At 29.4% G+C, this 19,532-nt stretch carries 9 protein-coding genes, 1 tRNA gene and 1 pseudogene; 7 read left to right on the plus strand and 4 right to left on the minus strand.

Features of this window, described 5'->3' with window-relative positions:
* Position 1: 1 nt before the first annotated feature.
* Positions 2–1,009 carry an arsenosugar biosynthesis radical SAM protein ArsS gene (gene arsS / locus IPP08_00815; protein QQS66753.1) on the minus strand — a complete coding sequence of 336 codons (1,008 nt, stop codon included), beginning with the start codon at positions 1,007–1,009 and terminating at the stop codon, positions 2–4.
* A 134-nt stretch (positions 1,010–1,143) separates the two neighbouring features.
* The gene (locus IPP08_00820; GenBank protein QQS66754.1) at positions 1,144–3,024 is read right to left on the minus strand and encodes a BamA/TamA family outer membrane protein; all 1,881 of its coding nucleotides are present in this window, start codon (positions 3,022–3,024) and stop codon (positions 1,144–1,146) included.
* A gap of 108 nt (positions 3,025–3,132) precedes the next feature.
* Between IPP08_00820 and IPP08_00825 the strand changes: the two genes are divergently transcribed.
* Positions 3,133–3,206, plus strand: a tRNA-Asn gene (locus IPP08_00825).
* 155 nt (positions 3,207–3,361) lie between these two features.
* Here IPP08_00825 and IPP08_00830 read toward each other — a convergent pair.
* Complete coding sequence (locus IPP08_00830) at positions 3,362–4,627, minus strand: Y-family DNA polymerase (GenBank protein QQS66755.1); 1,266 nt, start codon at positions 4,625–4,627, stop codon at positions 3,362–3,364.
* A gap of 316 nt (positions 4,628–4,943) precedes the next feature.
* Here IPP08_00830 and IPP08_00835 point away from each other — a divergent pair, with 316 nt between their 5' ends.
* On the plus strand, positions 4,944–5,714 hold the full coding sequence (locus tag IPP08_00835; GenBank protein ID QQS66756.1) for a CDP-alcohol phosphatidyltransferase family protein: 771 nt from the start codon (positions 4,944–4,946) through the stop codon (positions 5,712–5,714).
* 48 nt (positions 5,715–5,762) lie between these two features.
* On the opposite strand, the gene IPP08_00840 is transcribed toward IPP08_00835, so the two are convergent.
* A complete protein-coding gene (locus IPP08_00840) occupies positions 5,763–7,517 on the minus strand; it encodes an ABC transporter ATP-binding protein (GenBank protein ID QQS66757.1) in 1,755 nt (584 codons plus the stop codon).
* 608 nt (positions 7,518–8,125) lie between these two features.
* Here IPP08_00840 and IPP08_00845 point away from each other — a divergent pair.
* The 5 genes and pseudogenes from IPP08_00845 to IPP08_00865 all read left to right on the plus strand — a co-directional run bounded on the left by IPP08_00845 (position 8,126) and on the right by IPP08_00865 (position 19,474).
* Positions 8,126–12,541: an IgGFc-binding protein gene (locus tag IPP08_00845; protein QQS66758.1), complete on the plus strand. Its 4,416-nt coding sequence runs from the start codon at positions 8,126–8,128 to the stop codon at positions 12,539–12,541.
* Positions 12,542–12,716: 175 nt separating this feature from the next.
* Positions 12,717–13,295, plus strand: a complete 579-nt coding sequence (locus IPP08_00850; GenBank protein QQS66759.1) for a YdeI/OmpD-associated family protein — start codon at positions 12,717–12,719, stop codon at positions 13,293–13,295.
* 69 nt (positions 13,296–13,364) lie between these two features.
* A pseudogene (locus IPP08_00855) lies at positions 13,365–13,739 on the plus strand (GxxExxY protein).
* A 210-nt stretch (positions 13,740–13,949) separates the two neighbouring features.
* Positions 13,950–16,226, plus strand: coding sequence for a TonB-dependent receptor (locus IPP08_00860; protein ID QQS66760.1), 2,277 nt, complete (start codon positions 13,950–13,952; stop codon positions 16,224–16,226).
* Between the two features lie 758 nt (positions 16,227–16,984).
* Complete coding sequence (locus IPP08_00865) at positions 16,985–19,474, plus strand: transglycosylase SLT domain-containing protein (GenBank protein ID QQS66761.1); 2,490 nt, start codon at positions 16,985–16,987, stop codon at positions 19,472–19,474.
* Positions 19,475–19,532 lie beyond the last annotated feature (58 nt).

Below are 19,532 nucleotides of genomic sequence, written 5' to 3' on the forward strand. Positions count from 1 at the left end.
ATTATGTGGATGTGGCACCTCCGCATGAGCTTCCAGCACCAGCAGTACATCCAAAACAATGATCATCAAAATATATTTTTCTTGATATTATGTTATCAAAATCAAAATCAAAAATGTTTTGGGGTGCATTTTTTTCAAGGGGCATATCTAGCATCTGATTAAAATCACAATCTGAAAGTGTACCATCATAATTCACATTAATTAACGACCTACACATAACACCATTAGCAGCAGTTGGATTGAATGCATTCACTAACTTATTCATATATTCTTCATAACCTCCAGTTCTTAACAAATCCTCTCTGAACCTATGAATTGGCATATTTGTAATTGTAAATAAATTATTAAATCTAATACCAAAATTTTTATCCAATTCTCTTTTAAAATCTGATTCAAGTTGAGATTGATCTGCAGGCAAAAAAGGTCCTACTGGATTATAAACTAAATTTAAAATTTTATCTGTACCATACCCAACTTTATTAAGTCTAATAATACCTTCTATAGATTTATTAAACACACCTTTACCCCTTTGTTTATCAGTAAAATATTCACTGTAATAAGGTAGCGAACATATTACTTCGCAATTGTATTCAGCAAAAAATTCAGGAAGATAGCTTTTTGATTCGCCAGTTACAGGATTACCATCAAATTGAACAGTCAAGTTGTGCCTTACCATAATATGCTTCCCAAGTTTTTTGGCTTCAATTACAAGCCAATTAAAATGTTCATTTAATTCTGGTGCACCACCAGTAATATCTAATTTTGTAATTTGTGGGTGTAAATAGAGCACTTCCAAAATTTTATCAAAAACATCTTTTTTCATCATTTCTGTTCGAGTTGGAGAGGCATCAACATGGCAATGTCTGCAAGCCTGATTACATAATTTACCAGTGTTAATTTGCAATGTATCAATTGAAATTGGGGTTAGGGATATAGAACTATTTTCCAATTGACCAATAAAATCATATTTACTTGCAACTGTGTTGTTCTCTAAAATTGTTAACTCCATTTATTTATTAGTTTAACTGAATTTGTAAATAAAATATACGAAATAAATTTCAGATTAGATGTATTGATAAATAATCAAAATTTATCTTATTATTTATAATTTAATTATAAACTAATAACACGTTATTCTTCAATTTATATTTCACTTAGTAATCCAAAAAATATTTTACCACTGTCGAATTTATCATCTTTGCTCAATGCGAACGAAACTTTTACAATTCCTATTGGAGTTTCAAGTTGGGATGACAAACCATAACCAAAAATATAATTTTCTATTTTATCAATGTTTGATTTCACACTTCCATTTTTTAAAAAATAACCTAAATCAAAAAATAAACCAAAGTATGAAAACTCATTTAATGGCAATCTTAATTCAGCATTGCTCCAAGCCATTCTATCAGCTCTGAACTGACTCTCACGGTAACCACGAACAGTGGATTGTCCTCCAAATTTGTATAAATCACTCTCTTGAATTTGGTCTGAAATAACTGAACTAAAATTAAATGTAATAACACCAATAATTGGTTTGAAAATCTTTTGGTATAATTGCAGGTTAACATCAACTTTTTGCCTTTGATAACTCCCTATAATAGTTGAATCGTAACAACTTTCTGTTTGATTAAGAGATTTGATTCCAAAAGTTAATGATGTATTGTAGTAAACACCAGTAATTGGATTTATTCTACTATTCCTTGTATCATATTTTGCAGCAACCTCACCATAATAAGCACTTGTTTTAATAAGCTGCTCAAAACAAGCCCTTGTTGTGTCTGGCTGAGGTAAACTCTGTTCGTAACCAATACCTAATTTACAAATTAAGTTATCGAAAGCATAAAATTCACCCCATGAATTAATATATCTCTGAACATAACTTGTTAGAAAATTAGTTGAAGGATATTGAGTTTGAGAATATGATAGGTTGAAATCAAATGGGAGTGTGAAAATAAATGGTTCATGATATTCTGCTGACAATTCAGAACTATTATTTTGAAGCTTTTCCCATTTTGCTGATAAATTCCTGCCAGTACCACTTATATTCTTTAGTCCAATTTTTATACTTCCAAATATTTTTATAGGTTCATTTGAGTTTGCATCAGGAACCAAGCCAATTATTCCATCAAAACTATTTGAATTATTTTCAGTTACTTTTAATTGCAATCCATATTTAGTTGAAGCATTACTAGATTCATTTGCAATAATTGAAGCAGACTTTTTATCCTTACTCATCAAAGTATCTTTGCGAGTTGAATCTATATCTGAATTAATATAATAAAGTTCAGGATCCCCAACGTTACTGAACACATTAAGACCACTTATTCTACGTTTGATTTTTTCACCAACAGCTGAGTTATAATAATCATTTTCTGAAATTCCAGATGCAACCCTTAACAATTTTTCAGATGTTTCTTTGAGTCCAATAAAATTTAATTCAGAAATATTTACCTTTTTAATATTCTCAAATATCAACCCAATTTTACATTTATTTTTTCCTTTAATTGAATCTGCTAATTTTAAATTATCAGTAAAATCGATTCCATTTAAGTATCCTTGAACTAAAGGAAACATTCTCAAGTCTAGCTCATTAAGAATAGAGTTTATAATAGATTTTAAAGTATTGGTGGAATAATTACTACCTAATAGGTCATGAATTCTGTTAATTGAATTTGGTATAAATTTTATAATAGAATCTGGTTCAATAATTATATCTGATAAAATAAATTGATCTCCTTCATTAACAATAACTTCGTTTGAATCAATTATAAACTGTACTGAAAAATATCCAATATCAAAATAAGGTTTAGATAAATTTTCAATTAAAGAATCTTTTGAATATTTAGATAATACCTCTTGAATAACCGAAGTTGGAATAGCCTTGTTTCCTATTATCTGCTTGTTTTGTGAGAATAGATTGTTACACACTAGAAAGAAGAATAAGCCTAATAAAATCTTGTCTAGAACTGAGGAAAATTGACCTTGAAAATTATCAGAAAAATATTTATTATGCAATATGTTCATTAAGTTACTTTTTTATTTAGAGCAAATTAATTTAATAAATATCAATATTTTAAAAAAAATGTTTGTGAGATAAGTTCAAAACCTTATTTTTGCTGTCCTAAAATTTATTCCGCAGTAGCTCAGTTGGTTAGAGCACCTGACTGTTAATCAGGGGGTCGTAGGTTCAAGTCCTACCTGCGGAGCTAAATTAAAGCTATAAACTATTTCCCAAGTTTATGGCTTTTTTTACTTTTCAGATATGGTAATATCAAGTAGTATATAACAAACTTCTTAATTCAAACATTCACACTCCAAACAACATAAAAAAAGAACTTCCAATAAAATTTATTAACAGAGATTAAACAACAACTAAAATTGCTTCATCTAAATTTGTGGTGTAAGAAGGGGACAACCTTTCTTGCCTTAGTCTCCATTCTTTTTTACGTCCGCCTTGTGCAGCACTTCTCAGTGTATTTTTTCCATAACGAAGGTTGATTTTATCTAATTCTTTTAAAATTAATTTATGTTGGTTACGGTTGGTTGAATCAAAAAAAGCTGGTTGCAAGGGAAGTTCGGGCACTATTCCGTTTATTATTACCCCTGCTTTTTTATATCGATAACCTTCAACAAATATTGAAGCAAGTGCTTTTTTAGAATACTCAATAAGTTCAAAAGAGCTGTTTGAGGCAACAGGGAGCTGAATAGTGGTAGAGTTTGAGTATTGAGGTAAATCTCTTCTATGGAAATTTGTGTGTATAAATACAGTTATAAGATTACAGCATGATTTCTGTTTGCGTAATTTATGAGCACAAGAGGAGGCAAAATTTGAAACTGCTTCGCTGAGCTGAGTCAGTTCTGATTGCATACTCCCAAAGCTACGAGAGTTGATTATTTGTTTCTTAGAACTAGCAACTAGCTCAAGGTTGTGGCAACTATATCCTAAGAGCTCATTAAGCATTTTAACCCCAGCAACAGTCATTTTTCTTTGAATCCAGTTAGGGTTGTAATTAGTAAAATCATAAGCTGTAAATATGGAATGTTTTCTTAGTAGCTTTGCGTATTGGCGACCTATCCCCCAAACTTCTTCAATATCAAAACTTTGTAAGGCTTTAATTCTTTTCTCCTCTGAATCAATAATACAAACTCCTTTGTAAGCAGGAAATTTTTTTGCATAATGATTAGCAACTTTAGCTAAAGTTTTAGTTTTAGCAAGACCAATACTTACTGGAATACCTAGGTTCTGTAAAATTGTTTTTCTGATTTTACTTAAATAACCATGAATATTATCTTGTTCAATTCCTTGGAAACTGAGAAAGGCTTCATCAATAGAATAAACTTCAACTTCAGGTGAAAACTCTCTCAAAGTGCTCATCACTCGTCCGCTCATATCACCATAAAGTGCATAGTTTGAAGAAAAAACTTTTATGTTATGCTTACTGACAACGCTTTCAATCTTAAAAATAGGTTCCCCCATTTTAATACCTAAATTCTTTGCTTCATTGCTCCGAGCAACTACGCAGCCATCATTATTTGATAATACAACCACAGGCTTGCCTTGCAAGGAAGGATTAAAAACCCTTTCGCAGGAAGCATAAAAATTATTGCAGTCAATAAGGGCTATCATAAAAAATGCTATTGGTAAGCCTTTAAAAAAGAGTTAATAAAACAAATATACAAAATTTATAATGGTTAAAAATTGCCCTTATAACAATATGCAAATTAAGTTCGAACTTGACTTGTGATGTATAATGTTTGATAAGTCAAACTAACTCTATTTTTTAATGCTTTATAAGAATTAATTTAATAAAATATTGGTTTTCTAAATTTAAAACTATATTATCTTTATATCTTTGGTAATTGGCATTTCAAAAGTTATTGCTTATCAACTCTGTGTATTTAAGCATTGAAGGTAATGCAGTACTATTTACAAATCAAATTAAATGACTAAACTATCAGATAAAGACAAATTTTTGGATTTGTCAGATTATGGTCGATTCTTTGGAAAATTTTTAGCAAACAGGCTAAAAAAAACAAACACGACTCCAATTCATGTTACTTTTTATTTTGGAATATCAGGCTTAATTGCAGTTTATTGTATTTATAACAATTACTTCTTAATTGCTGGCCTTTTTCTCATATTGAAATCTAGCCTAGACGCCGCCGATGGTGAATTAGCAAGGCTCAAAAAGACTCCATCATATTCTGGTAGGTACTTGGATAGTATATTTGACATAATATTAAATCTATTAATTTTGCTCTCAATTAGTCACGTTTCTAATGCTGAAATTTTATCTGTTAGCTTAGCTTTTATTGGGATGCAACTCCAAGGAACATTGTATAATTACTACTATGTAATATTAAGGAATAAATCAATTGGTGGTGATAAGACTAGTAAGATTTTTGAAAATAAAACTCCTAAAGCTCTGCCAGGGGAAAAGCAGAAATTAGTTAATATATTATATATTGTTTTTAGAGTTTGTTATATAATTTTTGATAGCACTATTTATTTCATTGATCAGAATGCTTACAAAGTAAAAACGTTCCCCAATTGGTTCATGACCTTTCTATCAATTTATGGATTAGGATTCCAATTGCTAATTATAGCGGTCATGCTTCCTTTAGGTTTAAAGAATTATATTTTACCTTTTTTTATTTATTATTCACTTTTAATTTTAGTTTTGATTGGAGCAAGAAGATTGTTTATAAAATAAGCCAGATTATTAACTAAAAATAATTAACATAGAAAAATATTAACCTAATTATATTCTACTCTGATAAGTAAACAAATCATGATACCTCCCTTTAGATTCGATTAAATCTTGATGTTGACCTCTTTCAACAATATTACCATCTTCAATTACTAAAATCTGATCGGCTTTTTGAATGGTGCTTAACCTATGAGCAATAACAAAAGTTGTTCTATTTTTCATAAGAACTTGCAAACTCTTCTGAATAAAAGATTCACTTTCAGTATCCAAATTTGAAGTTGCTTCATCCAAAATAATAATTTTAGGATTTGCCAAAAGAGCTCGAGCTATTGAAATTCTTTGGCGTTGACCGCCTGATAATTTCACACCTCTTTCTCCAATTACAGTATCTAAACCTAAATCAAATCGGTCTGTAAATTCATTAACATAAGCTCCCACAACTGCATTCTGAAGATCTTCCTCTGTGGCATTAGGTCTTGGAAATAATATATTTTCACGTATAGTTCCCTCATACAAAAAGTCATCTTGTAAAACTACTGCTAAAAATTTGCGATAAGAACTTAAATTGATTTTTGATAAATCATGTCCATCTAGAGTGATTAACCCACTAATTGGGTTTAAAAAAGTTGCAACTAGTCCGGCAATTGTTGTCTTACCAGAACCAGATGAACCGACTAAAGCTGTAACACTTCCAGCAGGTGCATCAAATGAAATATTATGAAGTACATCTTTATTCTCTTGATACCTAAAAGAAACGTCATTAAACACAATGTCACCTTTAATAGAGTTTATAACTTCTGTTCGAACCAAAGGATTATCTTCTTCATCCATTACCATCAGCTCTTGCGTGCGGTCCAACCCTGCCATAGCTTCTGTTAACTGACTTCCAATATTACTCATTTGAACTATTGGTGCTATCATGAACCCTAAAAACAATGTGAATGATAAGAAATCCCCATAAGTCATTGTTTTATTCATCATAAAATATCCACCTATACCCATAATTCCTGTTGAAGCAAGACCTAATAAAAAAGTTGAAGAACTAGTTATTAATGAAGTTGCAGTTAAACTATTTTTAACATTTATAAATAATCGTTCAACTCCATCTTCAAAAACTTTACTTTCTTGTTCCTCGGCATTGAACCCCTTGATAATACGAACACCATTTAATGTTTCTGTTAATCTTCCAGTTACTTCTGCATTGAGCACACCTCTAGTTCTAAAAATAGGACGAATGTAAGCAAAAGCTTTCATAGCTATAATTGCAAAAACTGCTACGGGTAACAAAACAAATAAAGTCATAGTAGCATTAATTCGAATGAGTATGACTAAAGAAATAATTGCAGTAATTGTACCACCAATCAATTGAACCAATCCAGTTCCTATTAAATTTCTTACACCTTCAACATCATTCATAACTCGAGAAACCAAAGCACCGGACTTATTATTATCAAAAAAACTAACTGGTAAAGTCATCAATTTCCGTTGAACTTTTGCACGCATCTGCGAGATTAAGAGTTGAGCTTCAACGCTTAACAACTTTGTTAAAACATAAGAACTAACTGCTTGAAGCAAAATTGAAAGGCAGACAACAACTAATAATATATTTAAAGATGTATAATTTTTATTAGGTATAATGTCATCTATAAGAGATTTTGTTGCATATGGTAAGATTAATGCAGCCAAACTCCTAATCATTATTAACACTAATCCAATAGAAATAATTTTTTTTCTAGGCCAAATAAATTCATTGAAAGCCCAAACGTAAGAAATTTTATTCTTTTTTGTTTTATTATCAGTATTCATATTTTGAAATAATTTTATTTTTATTGAAATTTGGTTGGCAAAAGTAATTGTTTTTAAATAGAAATTATCTAATGCAATTTTTTTGTAAAAACTAATCTGAACTTTAGAGATTATATCTTTATAATATTATTTGAATTTCTAGCAGAAAAAATTTAATTTAATAATTTTCAGACTTGAAAAATATGGAGTTAATTTCAGTCGTTTTAAAAATAAATTAATTGTAAAGTCAATTAAAAAAACACTTATATTTAATAACTAAACTGTATAAATACAAAAAGCTAAATCATATAACTTTAAATTAAGAGTAATAAATTGCATTATTATTTAATTGTAAAAACAAATCATCGACTTAATGAAAATCCATAAATTGTTAAATATGTTCTTATGAATTTTATATTTAGTTATTTTTGAAGGAGAAATAAAGTATCAAATTGGTAGAAGTATGAACTTTTATTTATTACTTTGGTGTCTTTACATTTCAAACAATTTTAAATTTATTGATTATTTGTTTTAACGGACTTTAATTTAGAAAAGTCTTCTAGATAATTAATAAATTCTACTCAACTTTACATGATAACAAAATGATCAAATTTATTACTAAGTACTTCATGAAATACTTTTTGAATGGTTCGTTAAATTTAATATTAGCAATAATATTTTTTTTAATTTTTCAATCTAATATTAAAATATCAGCCCAAAGTTTTGATGAAGGTTCAGCAGGAAGATTGTTTGTAATAGCTTTTCCAGCAACTCAAACAGATAAACTAGATAATTTCTCTACACCTGATAAAACCGAAGCAAATTCATATTTGTGTATGTTCTCTCAAGTCGCACAAACCGTATCAATTAAGCGTCCTGATGGATTATTTGATTTAGTAAAAGTACTTGCTAAAAAGCCATATATATATGATATAGTATCAAAGAATAAATTAGTTGCCGGAACTATAGATCCTTTTATTCAAACACCAGATGTAGTTAATGCTGGAAGAACTTTCAGGATTGAATCACCTGATCCAATTTTAGTTTATTGTTATATGGAAACAAAAACTCAAGCAGAGGCTTGGGCTCCAGTTCCATGTGAACAATGGGGTAAAGAGTACTATGCATCAACAGTTCCAGGTACTGTTATAAGATTTAGTTCAAGAGGAAATAATATTCCTGCCCCTTCTCAAATTATTACAACATCTTTAGATACTAACACATTAATATATTATCAAGTTCCAGGTTATGGAACTGTAAATCAAGCAGCAGTTACTCCTCAAGGCGCAAGGAATGTAGTTTTCATTGGTCAAGATGACTCTTATGCAATTCACAGTGCAGTAAGTATGAATGGAAACTTAGTAATTGCAAGTGATATTGGAGGTACTAAAATAACATCAGAAAAACCGTTTGGTGTAATTTCTGGAAACATGAGAAGTAATGGTGGCTTTCAACCTGATACAGTTTTTCGTGGGATAACTAGAAATTCACATAAAAATATGTTAATAGAAGCTATGTCACCAATTCAAACTTTAGGAAAAGAATTTGTTTTTATGCCAACATGGGATGGAAAACAAGAATTAGGACTTGCTCCGCAAACAGGTGGTGCATTACGCAAAAATGAAATAGTACGTTTTATAGGTACATCAGCAAATAATACAGTAGTAACAAGTACAGATTCATATACAACAACTGGTTTGCCATTATTTACTAGACAAATTTCAAATAGTACTGGATCAGTGTTACCAAATAATCAGTTTATTGTAACTCCAACAAGCTCAGTATTTTCAACTTTTGAAGCAACATATTTCAAGTCAGATAAACCAACTGAAGCGTATTCCACATCTTCAGCCTATGCTGAACAAATGTTTGGTGGTCTTACTCTAGAAGGAGCTCAAACATCAGCTTTTACACAAGCCCCATATATGGTTGAATTAGTTCCTCGTGAACAATGGATTAAATCAGGACCGTTTTTCACTCCGGAAACTGCAATGGACAATTATTTGAATATTGTTACAGACTCCGCAACAGCTTCTTCACAGAGTATTGAAATTACTAACAATAATGGTTCTGCTTCTAAAATTATTTTTACAAAAAAAGTTAAAGGAAGTGATTTAGTTTGGGCAACAATTAAGTTGCAAATGAATACATTTGGCTTTTTAAATTCATCTTCAGGTAAATTTTATGCAGTATGTTATGGATTAAGTCGTGATAACAGTGGTTTTGAAAACCAACGACCAAGAGCACAATATCTTGAGTACTCATCACGTAGTTATGGTTACCCAATTGCACCTAATAAATGGTATCTTCAGCCCCATGATTCTGTTAAAATAGATACTAGTTATACTTGCCCTGCTTTAGATGTAAATGCAAGTATATTAAATCTAAATAAATCTGGATTCAGATCTGTACTTTTAGAAAATAATAATAACTCAAAAATATTATTCGTTAAGCCAACAAGTTATTTTAGAGTTATTGGAGATTCAAACATTTCCTTTAAAGTTGTCCCTGTTAATCAAACAAAAGACGCCTCTGCAACAGTCGTTATTATGGATAGAACAGGGTACAGTTGGAAACTACAATATAATTATTATTCAGAGAAACTTACTTTACTTAAAGATACAATTCTAATGGGTGAAGTAACACCTCAAATTGAATCAAAATTAATTGAATTTGAAGCTGTAAATAATAATTCAAAAACTGTTGTTCTTACTAAAGTAGATTTTGTAAATAAATTATGGGGATTTACTTTTGTTTCATCTGAACCTCCATTGCCAGCAACTTTAAAACCAGGAGAAAAAGTATTAATAAAAATTAGTCAAACTCCTCCACCAGAATCAGCAAGAAAAGTATTTTATAGAGATAGTATTTTATTGCAGACTGAATGTACTCAAACAATTGCAACAGTATATTCTCTAAGGGGAAATGAACCTTGGATTTATATTGATGACTTAAATTTTGGTGATTTACTTCCGGGAGAATCAAGAACAAAAACTTTGCAAGTATGTAATATAGGTGGTGGAATAGTTGCCTTTAAAAGCCCTGGTCCTGGTAGAGATGTTGTTGAATGGTTGAATCGTAGTTTTTCAATAAGCCAAGCTGAACTTGTCAAATTAAGAAATGCAAAAATTGGTCATCAAGAATGTATTGATGTTGAGATTACTTTTAAATCAGACACAGAAGGCTATTATGTGAATAAATCTCAATTCTATTCAACAGCAGCTGGAAGACGTGATACATCATATTGGACAGCTTTTGTAAAGGTGCCTGGTCCTCGTGTTTCGTCTTATGATTTTAGCACTAAGCAAGTTACAACTCCATTAAATAGTTGTACTAAAAATGATACAACTAAATATGAAACAATTGTAAAAGCTTGGAATAATGGTTCAGGTGAATACGTAATAAAGAATTTTGAATTAATAGGAAAAGATGCTCAAGATGGATATTTTTCATTTGGTAACAAACCTAAAATTCAAATTGGAGATAAACTAAGAGGCAAGGATTCAACTGAAGATAATTTTAGATATCAACTTGTTTATTTTTCTCCAAAAGATGAAAGAGAATATAGTTGTAAACTAAGGTTAGTTACAGGGGTTGGTGATACAGTTGAAAGTATAATTAGAGGAACAGGAATTGAATCGCATGTAAAAGTAGATCCAGTTAATTTTGGTTTAGTTGATTCGTTTGGTGTTTACTATTACAAAACATTATCTGTAAAATCAGTTGGAACAAGACCATTTTCAATATCTGGAATTACAATTCAAGGTGATTTTGAAATATCTTTTGATCCATTATTTCCTTTGCCAAAACCAGATAGAATTAAAACTCTTGCTATTGGCGAAAGTTTTGATATTCCTGTTCGCTTTAGAGCATCAAAAAATGGGAAGAAAAGTGCAAATGTATGTGTTGTAGGCGATCATTCCAAATGTGATGATAGCTGTACTGTTATAAATGTGGAATTGCTTCACATTGATTCTATTCCACCAAAATCAGAAGCAATTGCGACAAAAGTTAATTTTAAAGATGTCATTTCTTGCTCTAATGATTCGAGTGAAATAAATGTTACAAATACTGGCGATGCAGTACTTTTGATTAAAACCGCTTTGCTAACCCCAAACAATCCAGCTTTTATAGTTTCAGATATTAACCCAACAATTATAAGAAAGGGGGAGAAAGTTTCTATCCCTGTTTCTTTCTATCCAAAAAATGATTTACCAGATTCAGCAGATGTGTTAATTAATTGTTTTGATTCTACAGGAACTAAAGTATTAACAACCACTTTCACAAAGCTTTATGGAAAAGGATTTAGTTTGATTACAAATACCTCAATTAGCAATATTAATTCTCCTAAACCAGAAGGATTGATTCCAATTCCAGTTTTAGTTAATGATAATTCAGCAGATACTGGCAACGTAAGTAGTTTGAAATTTACTTTGACTTATCAAACAAACTGTATAATACTTGCAAATCAAACTGATGTAAATACAGAATCTTTAACAAAAGGAACTTTAATTGATGGGTGGAAAGGGAATGTTTTAAGTAATATACCAGGCACATTAAGCGTTATATTTACTGCTCCTCAAGGTGAAATACTCAAAGGTAAAGGAACTTTATTAAATCTTGAATTTGGCTTGTTTTTAGGTCAGTCTTTAACAAGTAAAATTACATATACATTAGAACAAAATGAACAAGTTAAATGTGTAAAGTTTACAACCAATTCAGCTAATGTTTCAATTGATAGTGTTTGCGGATCAAGCATTAGGTTAATAGAATTAACTAACAATAATTATTCTCTTGACCAAAACAAACCAAATCCATTTAATCCTTCAACTAATATCTCTTTTACATTAGGTCTTGATGGGTATAGTTCGATAGAAATTTTCAACTCAATTGGTGAAAAAGTTGAAACATTAGTTAATACATATTTGAAATCAGGAAGCTATGTTATAGAATGGGATGCAGCAGCATATCCATCAGGTTTATATTATTATACACTACACTCAGGAAGTTGGAGAAAAACTAATTCAATGCTATTACAGAAATAGTTAAATAAATTTTATTAAGATTATCACTAACAATTTCCAATTTTGAAAATACAAAATCAAACTTTTAACATTTGTGAGTTGAATACAAGCAATAATGTTCCAGTATTTAATAACCAATGCTTATTTAAGTAATTCAATTGCCTTTTAAATTTGAATAATATCTCTAATTATAATCATGAAGGAAAAGGTTGATTGGTATTTTGAAAAGGATAATATATGGCAAAAAGAAATAAAATTATTAAGGTCTATAATTCTTGATTGTCAGCTAACAGAAGAATTAAAATGGGGTGTTCCAACTTACACTTACAAGAAAAGTAACATTGTATTGATTCATACTTTTAAAGAATATTGTGCAATTTTATTTCCCAAAGGTGTTTTACTAAAAGATTCAAAAAGTGTACTAATTCAACAAACAGAGAATGTTCAATCAGCAAGACAAATTCGATTTACATCTGTTAATGAAATTGAGAGTTTGAAATCAATTTTAAAAGAATATGTTTTTGAAGCTTGTAAAGTTGAAGATCTTGGTTTGAAAGTAAAATTAAAAAATACAATTGAATATAAGTTACCAGAAGAATTCCAAAGCAAATTAATAGAAAACCCTGCTTTAAAAACTGCATTTGAATTATTAACACCAGGAAGACAAAGAGCATACATTCTTTACTTTTCACAACCAAAACAATCTAAAACTAAAATTGCAAGAATAGAAAAATTTAAAGAACAAATTCTCATGGGAAAAGGGTTATTGGATTAGGCTTTTTATTTATTAAGAAAATAGCCACGAATGCACGAATAAAAAATAGCATTCGTGGCAAGAAATATTATGGATAAAATTTTATATAAGGAAGAAAGTTACTTGATAATAGGTAGATGTATGTAAGTGCATAATAATCTCGGAGCTAGATTTTCGGAGATAGTTTATAAAGATGCATTAGAATATGAATTCAGAAAAGCCAATATCTTATTTGAAAGAGAAAAAATGTATGAAGTTAATTACAAAGGAATCATTCTACTTCACAAATTTTATGCTGATTTTGTAGTAAATGGAAATATAATTTTAGAAATTAAATGTTTTTTACTAATTCCAGATGAGTTTATAGCACAGGCAATTAATTACTTAAAAGTATCTCAAAATAGTTTAGCTTTAATTGTGAATTTTGGGGAATTAAAATTGAATTACAAAAGAATTATTCTTTGATTCTTATTCGTGCATTCGTGGCAAACAACTATATAAAAACTAAAGTAGAAAAGTTGAACAAAAATTTGATAAGACCATTTTAAACATTTATTGGATTCTTAACCTTAAAATATAATTTGATATAACAAAACAAATCTTATTTATTCAAAATCCAAAAAGAATCTATTCTCGTACTTTGATGAAATATCAAATTATTTTCCAACTTTTAAAATGCGATTTCATATAGAAAATATTTACTTTCTTTTAATTTGTTTGTTAACATTTTCAGTTCCCATCTTATTAAAATCTCAAGAAACTGATAAAGGAATTTATTTAGTAAATATTAATTCAAAAATACCATTACAAGATGTATCTGTAAAAAGTAATGATAATAGTTTTAATACAATTTCAGATGAGAATGGTTTTATTGATTTAAAAAATTTGTCAGTTTTATCAAAAAATTTAATAATATCATGTGTCGGTTTTCAATCAATAAATATTGAAATCACAAAACTCACTTTTATTAATAAAAGTTCAATTATTTATTTAACCCCCAAAGTTACAAGCATACAGGAAGTAAATGTTGTCGTATCTGCAAATAAAGGAATCTTTAAAACAATTAGTGATTTAGATATTCATTTACGTCGAATAAATAACTCACAAGAAGTTTTGAGAATGGTTCCTGGTTTATTTATTGGTCAACATGCAGGCGGTGGTAAAGCAGAGCAGATATTCTTAAGAGGCTTTGATATAGACCATGGAACAGATATAAATATTTCAGTTGACGGTATGCCAGTTAATATGCCAAGTCATGCGCATGGTCAAGGCTATGCCGATTTGCATTTTGTAATCCCTGAAATAATTGATAATGTAAATTTTAATAAAGGACCATATTATGCTGATAAAGGAAATTTTACAACTGCAGGTTTTGTTGAGTTTAAAACAAAAGATTATTTAGAAAGTAATTTTGTAAAAACAGAAGGTGGTCAGTTTAATACTTTTCGTGGAATAGCTGGTATTAATATATTAAAACCTGAAGGACAAAAACGAGATCAAAGTTTATATTTTGCTGGAGAAGGTTCGTTTACTAAAGGGTATTTTGAAAGCCCACAAGATTTTAGTCGCTTTAATGGTTTGCTTAAATATCATGGTAACATTAACAATCAAAACACATTAAACGCAACACTAACTGGGTTTAAAAGTAATTGGCATGCATCAGGTCAAATACCCGATCGAGCAGTTGAAAATGGCAGTGTTGGTTTTTATGGAGCAATTGATAATACCGAAGGTGGAAGTACTTCTCGTCATAATTTAAATATTGCTTTGCAAAGCAGATTTAGTGATGGTGGTTTGCTTAATAATCAACTTTATTATAGCAAATACAATTTTGAATTATATTCCAACTTCACTTTTTATAAAGAGGATCGAATAAATGGTGACCAAATAAGGCAGAAAGAAAGCAGGAATATTATTGGCTACAATGGATTTTATCAAAAAGATTCTTATATAGGAAAATTAATCACAGAAACTAAGGCTGGTGTTCAAATAAGATATGATATTGTTGATGATATAGAATTAACTCGTACAAAGAACAGAATTGTAAATACTAAAGAAATAATGATTGGTATTGTTAATGAGTTAAATGCTGCAGCTTATTTATCACAAAATATATCTTTATCAGATAATTTTGACATAACTGGAGCATTAAGATTTGATTATTATAATAACCAATATAATGATAAATTAATTTCACAAGGATTAACATCAAATTCAACAATCATAAGTCCGAAACTAAATTTCAATTATCGTGCAAATGATAATGTACAATTATATTTGTATAATGGCAAAGGATTTCATAGCAACGATACAAGAGTAGCTGTACAACAAAATGGAAAGAAAGTTTTACCACCTGCTTATGGAACAGATTTAGGTGGAATTTTTAAAATTGGTGATAACTTAATAGTTCAATCAGCATTATGGTATTTATGGCTTGACCAGGAGTTTGTATATGTAGGTGATGAAGGTATAGTTGAACCAGGAGGTCAATCACAACGATTAGGCTTTGACCTTTCAGCAAGATTTGAAGTGGTGAAAAATCTATTTGTAGATGTAGACTTAAGTCTTGCAAACCCAAAGTCTGTTGGTGTTGTTGCTTCTGAAAGTTATTTGCCATTAGCACCTTGTTTCACAAGTGTTGGAGGTCTTACTTACAGAAATGAAAAAGGGTTAAATGGAAGCTTACGTTATAGGTTTATGGACTCCAGACCAGCAAATGAAGATAATACAATTATAGCTGAAGGGTACTTTATAATTGATGCAGCAATTAATTATAATACGAGTAATTGGGAAGCTGGATTATCTATTCAAAACCTGCTAAATACTAAATGGAAGGAAACTCAATTTGACACTGAAAGTCAGTTACAATCTGAATCGGCACCAATTTCAGAAATTCACTTTACTCCTGGAACTCCATTTTTTGGAAGACTAAGTTTTACAATGTTTTTTTAGTCTAAATATATCTTTACAGAGGTATTTCTTTTAAAAAATAATAGAAGAAAATTGCCACGAATGCACGAATAAAATAAACATTCGTGAATTCGTGGCATATAAATATAGTTAAAAACAGAAATTATCTCTCCTAATCTATTGAAATACAAAACAGATTGAAAAACTAAGCTCTAATTAGGTATTTCTTTTAAAAAATTATAGAAGAAAATTGCCACGAATGCACGAATAAAATAAACATTTGTGCATTCGTGTCATATAAATATAGATAAATACAGAAATTATCTCTCCTAATCTATTGAAATTCATAACAGATTGAAAAACTAAGATCTTACTTCAACTTGATAATTTGTTATTTGTAGCACTTTTAATTTATGAATTTAGTACAATAAAATTTGTAGATTCTAGTTTAGTTAAAAAATCTATTTAATAAAATTCTTTACTTTCAAGAAACAATTTTTATTCATTAAATTTTTGTTATTAAATTTTATGGATAAAAAGTTGTAAATTTCAGAATCTCAAAATGTAGTTTTATAACTACTATTATTTTTTTCTCTTTTTTCATAATTAAACTAATAATCTTTACGATAACTAATTGGAACTAATGTAAGAGAATAATGTACTTTATTTTGAAGTATGTTATTATCAAACTTTACAGATTTAGCTAATTTATTTTTGTTAGGGCAATATGCCTTATACATTTTTTATTTTACAACTAAACATTTTTCAATGAAATTATTTAGTAAAATCAATTTTCCACTATGAAGAACAAAATAGGAATATTCTTTATATTTTTTATATCGATTATAATACTTTCAAGTTGCGGTAGTTCAACGCAATCCTCTAAAACCAAGCGTGCGAGCAAGGTTCAGATTGATGATGAATTTTCTGTGCTTGATGAGAATTCAGTTGATAAGTATGCTAATGATCCAGCAATAAGAAGAAAACTCGATGAAGCTCGTGGTTATTATTTGCTTGCCGGTAGATATGCTAATGTTAAGAAGATTACTCAAGCTGCCAAAAACTACGAAACTGCATTAGGTATATTGAATGAATTAAGCACGTATCCAGATATATATTCCTATAAAGATTTTGCAAAACTTTCAGAGACTGTAGTAAAAGATTATGAAGAAAAAATCCCACTTGATAAATTAGAACCAGGAAGTAACTTCTTTGTTTTACGTGACAAAATAATGAGTGAAATTGAAAATATTCCAATTGATAAATCTAGAGTTAAAAGAAGTGACTTGAAAAATCCTGTTAAAGGTAAGGTTGATGGAATGCAAATTGAATTATCTGACCAACCAGCAGTTGACCAGTGTATAGCATATTTTACTTCAGAAAAAGGAAGGCGTACTTTTAGTAATTGGTTAGGGAGAACTACAAAATATTTCCCAATGTATGATAGGATATTGAAGGAAGAAGGTGCACCATTAGAATTAAAATTTCTTTCAATGATTGAGTCAGGTCTTAACCCTACAATTGCGTCATGGGCAAAGGCTGTTGGCTTGTGGCAGTTTATCCCAGGTACTGGTAGAATGTATGGCTTAAATACGAGTTGGGCAATAGATGAAAGACGTAATCCTGAAAAAGCTACTAGAGCTGCTGCACGTTACTTAAGTGATTTAAATGATGATATGGGTGATTGGCATTTGGCTTTAGCCTCTTATAATTGTGGACCTGGCAGAGTGCGTCAAGCAATTAATTCAGCTGGTGGAAGCCGCAATTACTGGGAAGTTAGAAAGTATTTACCACGTGAGACTCAACAATATGTACCATTGTATATTGCTGCTGCTTTAATTACAATGAATCCAGAAGATTATGGTTTTACTGATATTAATTATGAAAAACCGACAGAATACAAAACGATTGTTTTAAAAGGGGGTACTTCATTTGACAAAATATCTAAGGCAGCAAATGTTCCAGTTGATGAACTACGCAGATTTAATCCTGAACTCTTAAGAGATAAAATTCCATCAGGTTATTATGATTATCCATTGAATATACCTACCTATGTAACAGTGGATATTTATGAAGCAATGAAAAGCTTGCCTGCTGATACATTAACTAATTCACTTATATCTCATAAAGTTCAAAAAGGTGAATCTTTAAAATCAATTGCATCTAAATATGATGTAACAGTAAATTCTATTTGCGATTTAAACAATATTTCTCCAACTTCTCAGGTTGGTCGTGGAATTACTTTGAAAATACAAATTCAAAGAACAAAAACAGATATTACTTTGAATCAGGATTTAAACATAAATCTTTCTCAAGATAGTTTAGAAAACAGCGTACTCCAAAATATTTCAGAAAATGAGAATATTAAATCTAATTCAAAAAGTGAAATTGGAACAATACCATTAACTAAAGAAGAGAAAGAACCAGAAACAGGTTTAAAAGATAAATCTAATGATGATGTTAATATAAAAAGGAACCTAGTTCCAGAAGATAAAAAAACATCATCTGCAATTTCTAAAATTGAGGATGAAGAACCAAATAATTCAATAAAAAATAAAACTACTTCTAAAACTGGTTCATTGAATACAACTTTAAAGAAAGATATAACATCTAACAATAATGTATTATCAAAAAAAATTGCATCTAAAAAAGAAATATCTTTAAAAAAAGAAATAGTATCTAAAAAAGAAATTGCTTCAAAAAAGGAATTAACTTCTAAAAAAGAATCCCTTTCAAAAAAGAATCTCACTTTAAATAAAGATAAAAAACAAAATATAGAAAAGGAAAATTTAAAGGATACTAAAAGTAATACTAAAAAAGACTTAGCAGATAAAACGACTAAATCTAAAAAAGAGATAAGCAAGGAGCATTCAGTGCAAAAGGGTGAAACCCTTTATGGAATTGCAACTAAATATGAAATTAGTGTTGGAGATTTAAAAAAATGGAACCCAGAAACTGCTGAAAATGGCTTAAAAACTGGTTCAAAGATTAAGATTAAATCTAACACAAAAAAATCAACTGGAATTGATTTAAAGAATAACAAAAACATATCTTTAAATTCTAAATCTGTTAAAAAAGAAAGTGAAAAGATAGTTATTAAAAAAAATAATCTAACTAAGAATACCCTTACTAATAAAAATTCAGATAGAAAAAAATCAACTGAATCAAATGATATTAGTGAGAAAAAGTTAATAGCTAAAAAAAATATTAAAGTAAATAAATCTGAAAGTAAAATCAGTTCTTTCAAACAATCAAAATATACAAAAGGGAAATTGGTTGCAAGAAAATAATATTAATGTTATCAAAATAATTATTAAACTGAAAAATGAAAGACGTTATCAATAATTG

The sequence above is a fragment of the Chlorobiota bacterium genome (assembly GCA_016700335.1).
Classification (GTDB): domain Bacteria; phylum Bacteroidota; class Ignavibacteria; order OLB7; family OLB7.

Coding starts and splice junctions, on each gene's coding strand:
- IPP08_00860 (QQS66760.1), top strand. CDS start 13,950: ATGCGATTTCATATAGAAAATATTTACTTTCTTTTAATTTGTTTGTTA.
- IPP08_00835 (QQS66756.1), top strand. CDS start 4,944: ATGACTAAACTATCAGATAAAGACAAATTTTTGGATTTGTCAGATTAT.
- IPP08_00830 (QQS66755.1), bottom strand. CDS start 4,627: ATGATAGCCCTTATTGACTGCAATAATTTTTATGCTTCCTGCGAAAGG.
- IPP08_00840 (QQS66757.1), bottom strand. CDS start 7,517: ATGAATACTGATAATAAAACAAAAAAGAATAAAATTTCTTACGTTTGG.
- IPP08_00820 (QQS66754.1), bottom strand. CDS start 3,024: ATGAACATATTGCATAATAAATATTTTTCTGATAATTTTCAAGGTCAA.
- IPP08_00845 (QQS66758.1), top strand. CDS start 8,126: ATGAAATACTTTTTGAATGGTTCGTTAAATTTAATATTAGCAATAATA.
- IPP08_00850 (QQS66759.1), top strand. CDS start 12,717: ATGAAGGAAAAGGTTGATTGGTATTTTGAAAAGGATAATATATGGCAA.
- arsS (QQS66753.1), bottom strand. CDS start 1,009: ATGGAGTTAACAATTTTAGAGAACAACACAGTTGCAAGTAAATATGAT.
- IPP08_00865 (QQS66761.1), top strand. CDS start 16,985: ATGAAGAACAAAATAGGAATATTCTTTATATTTTTTATATCGATTATA.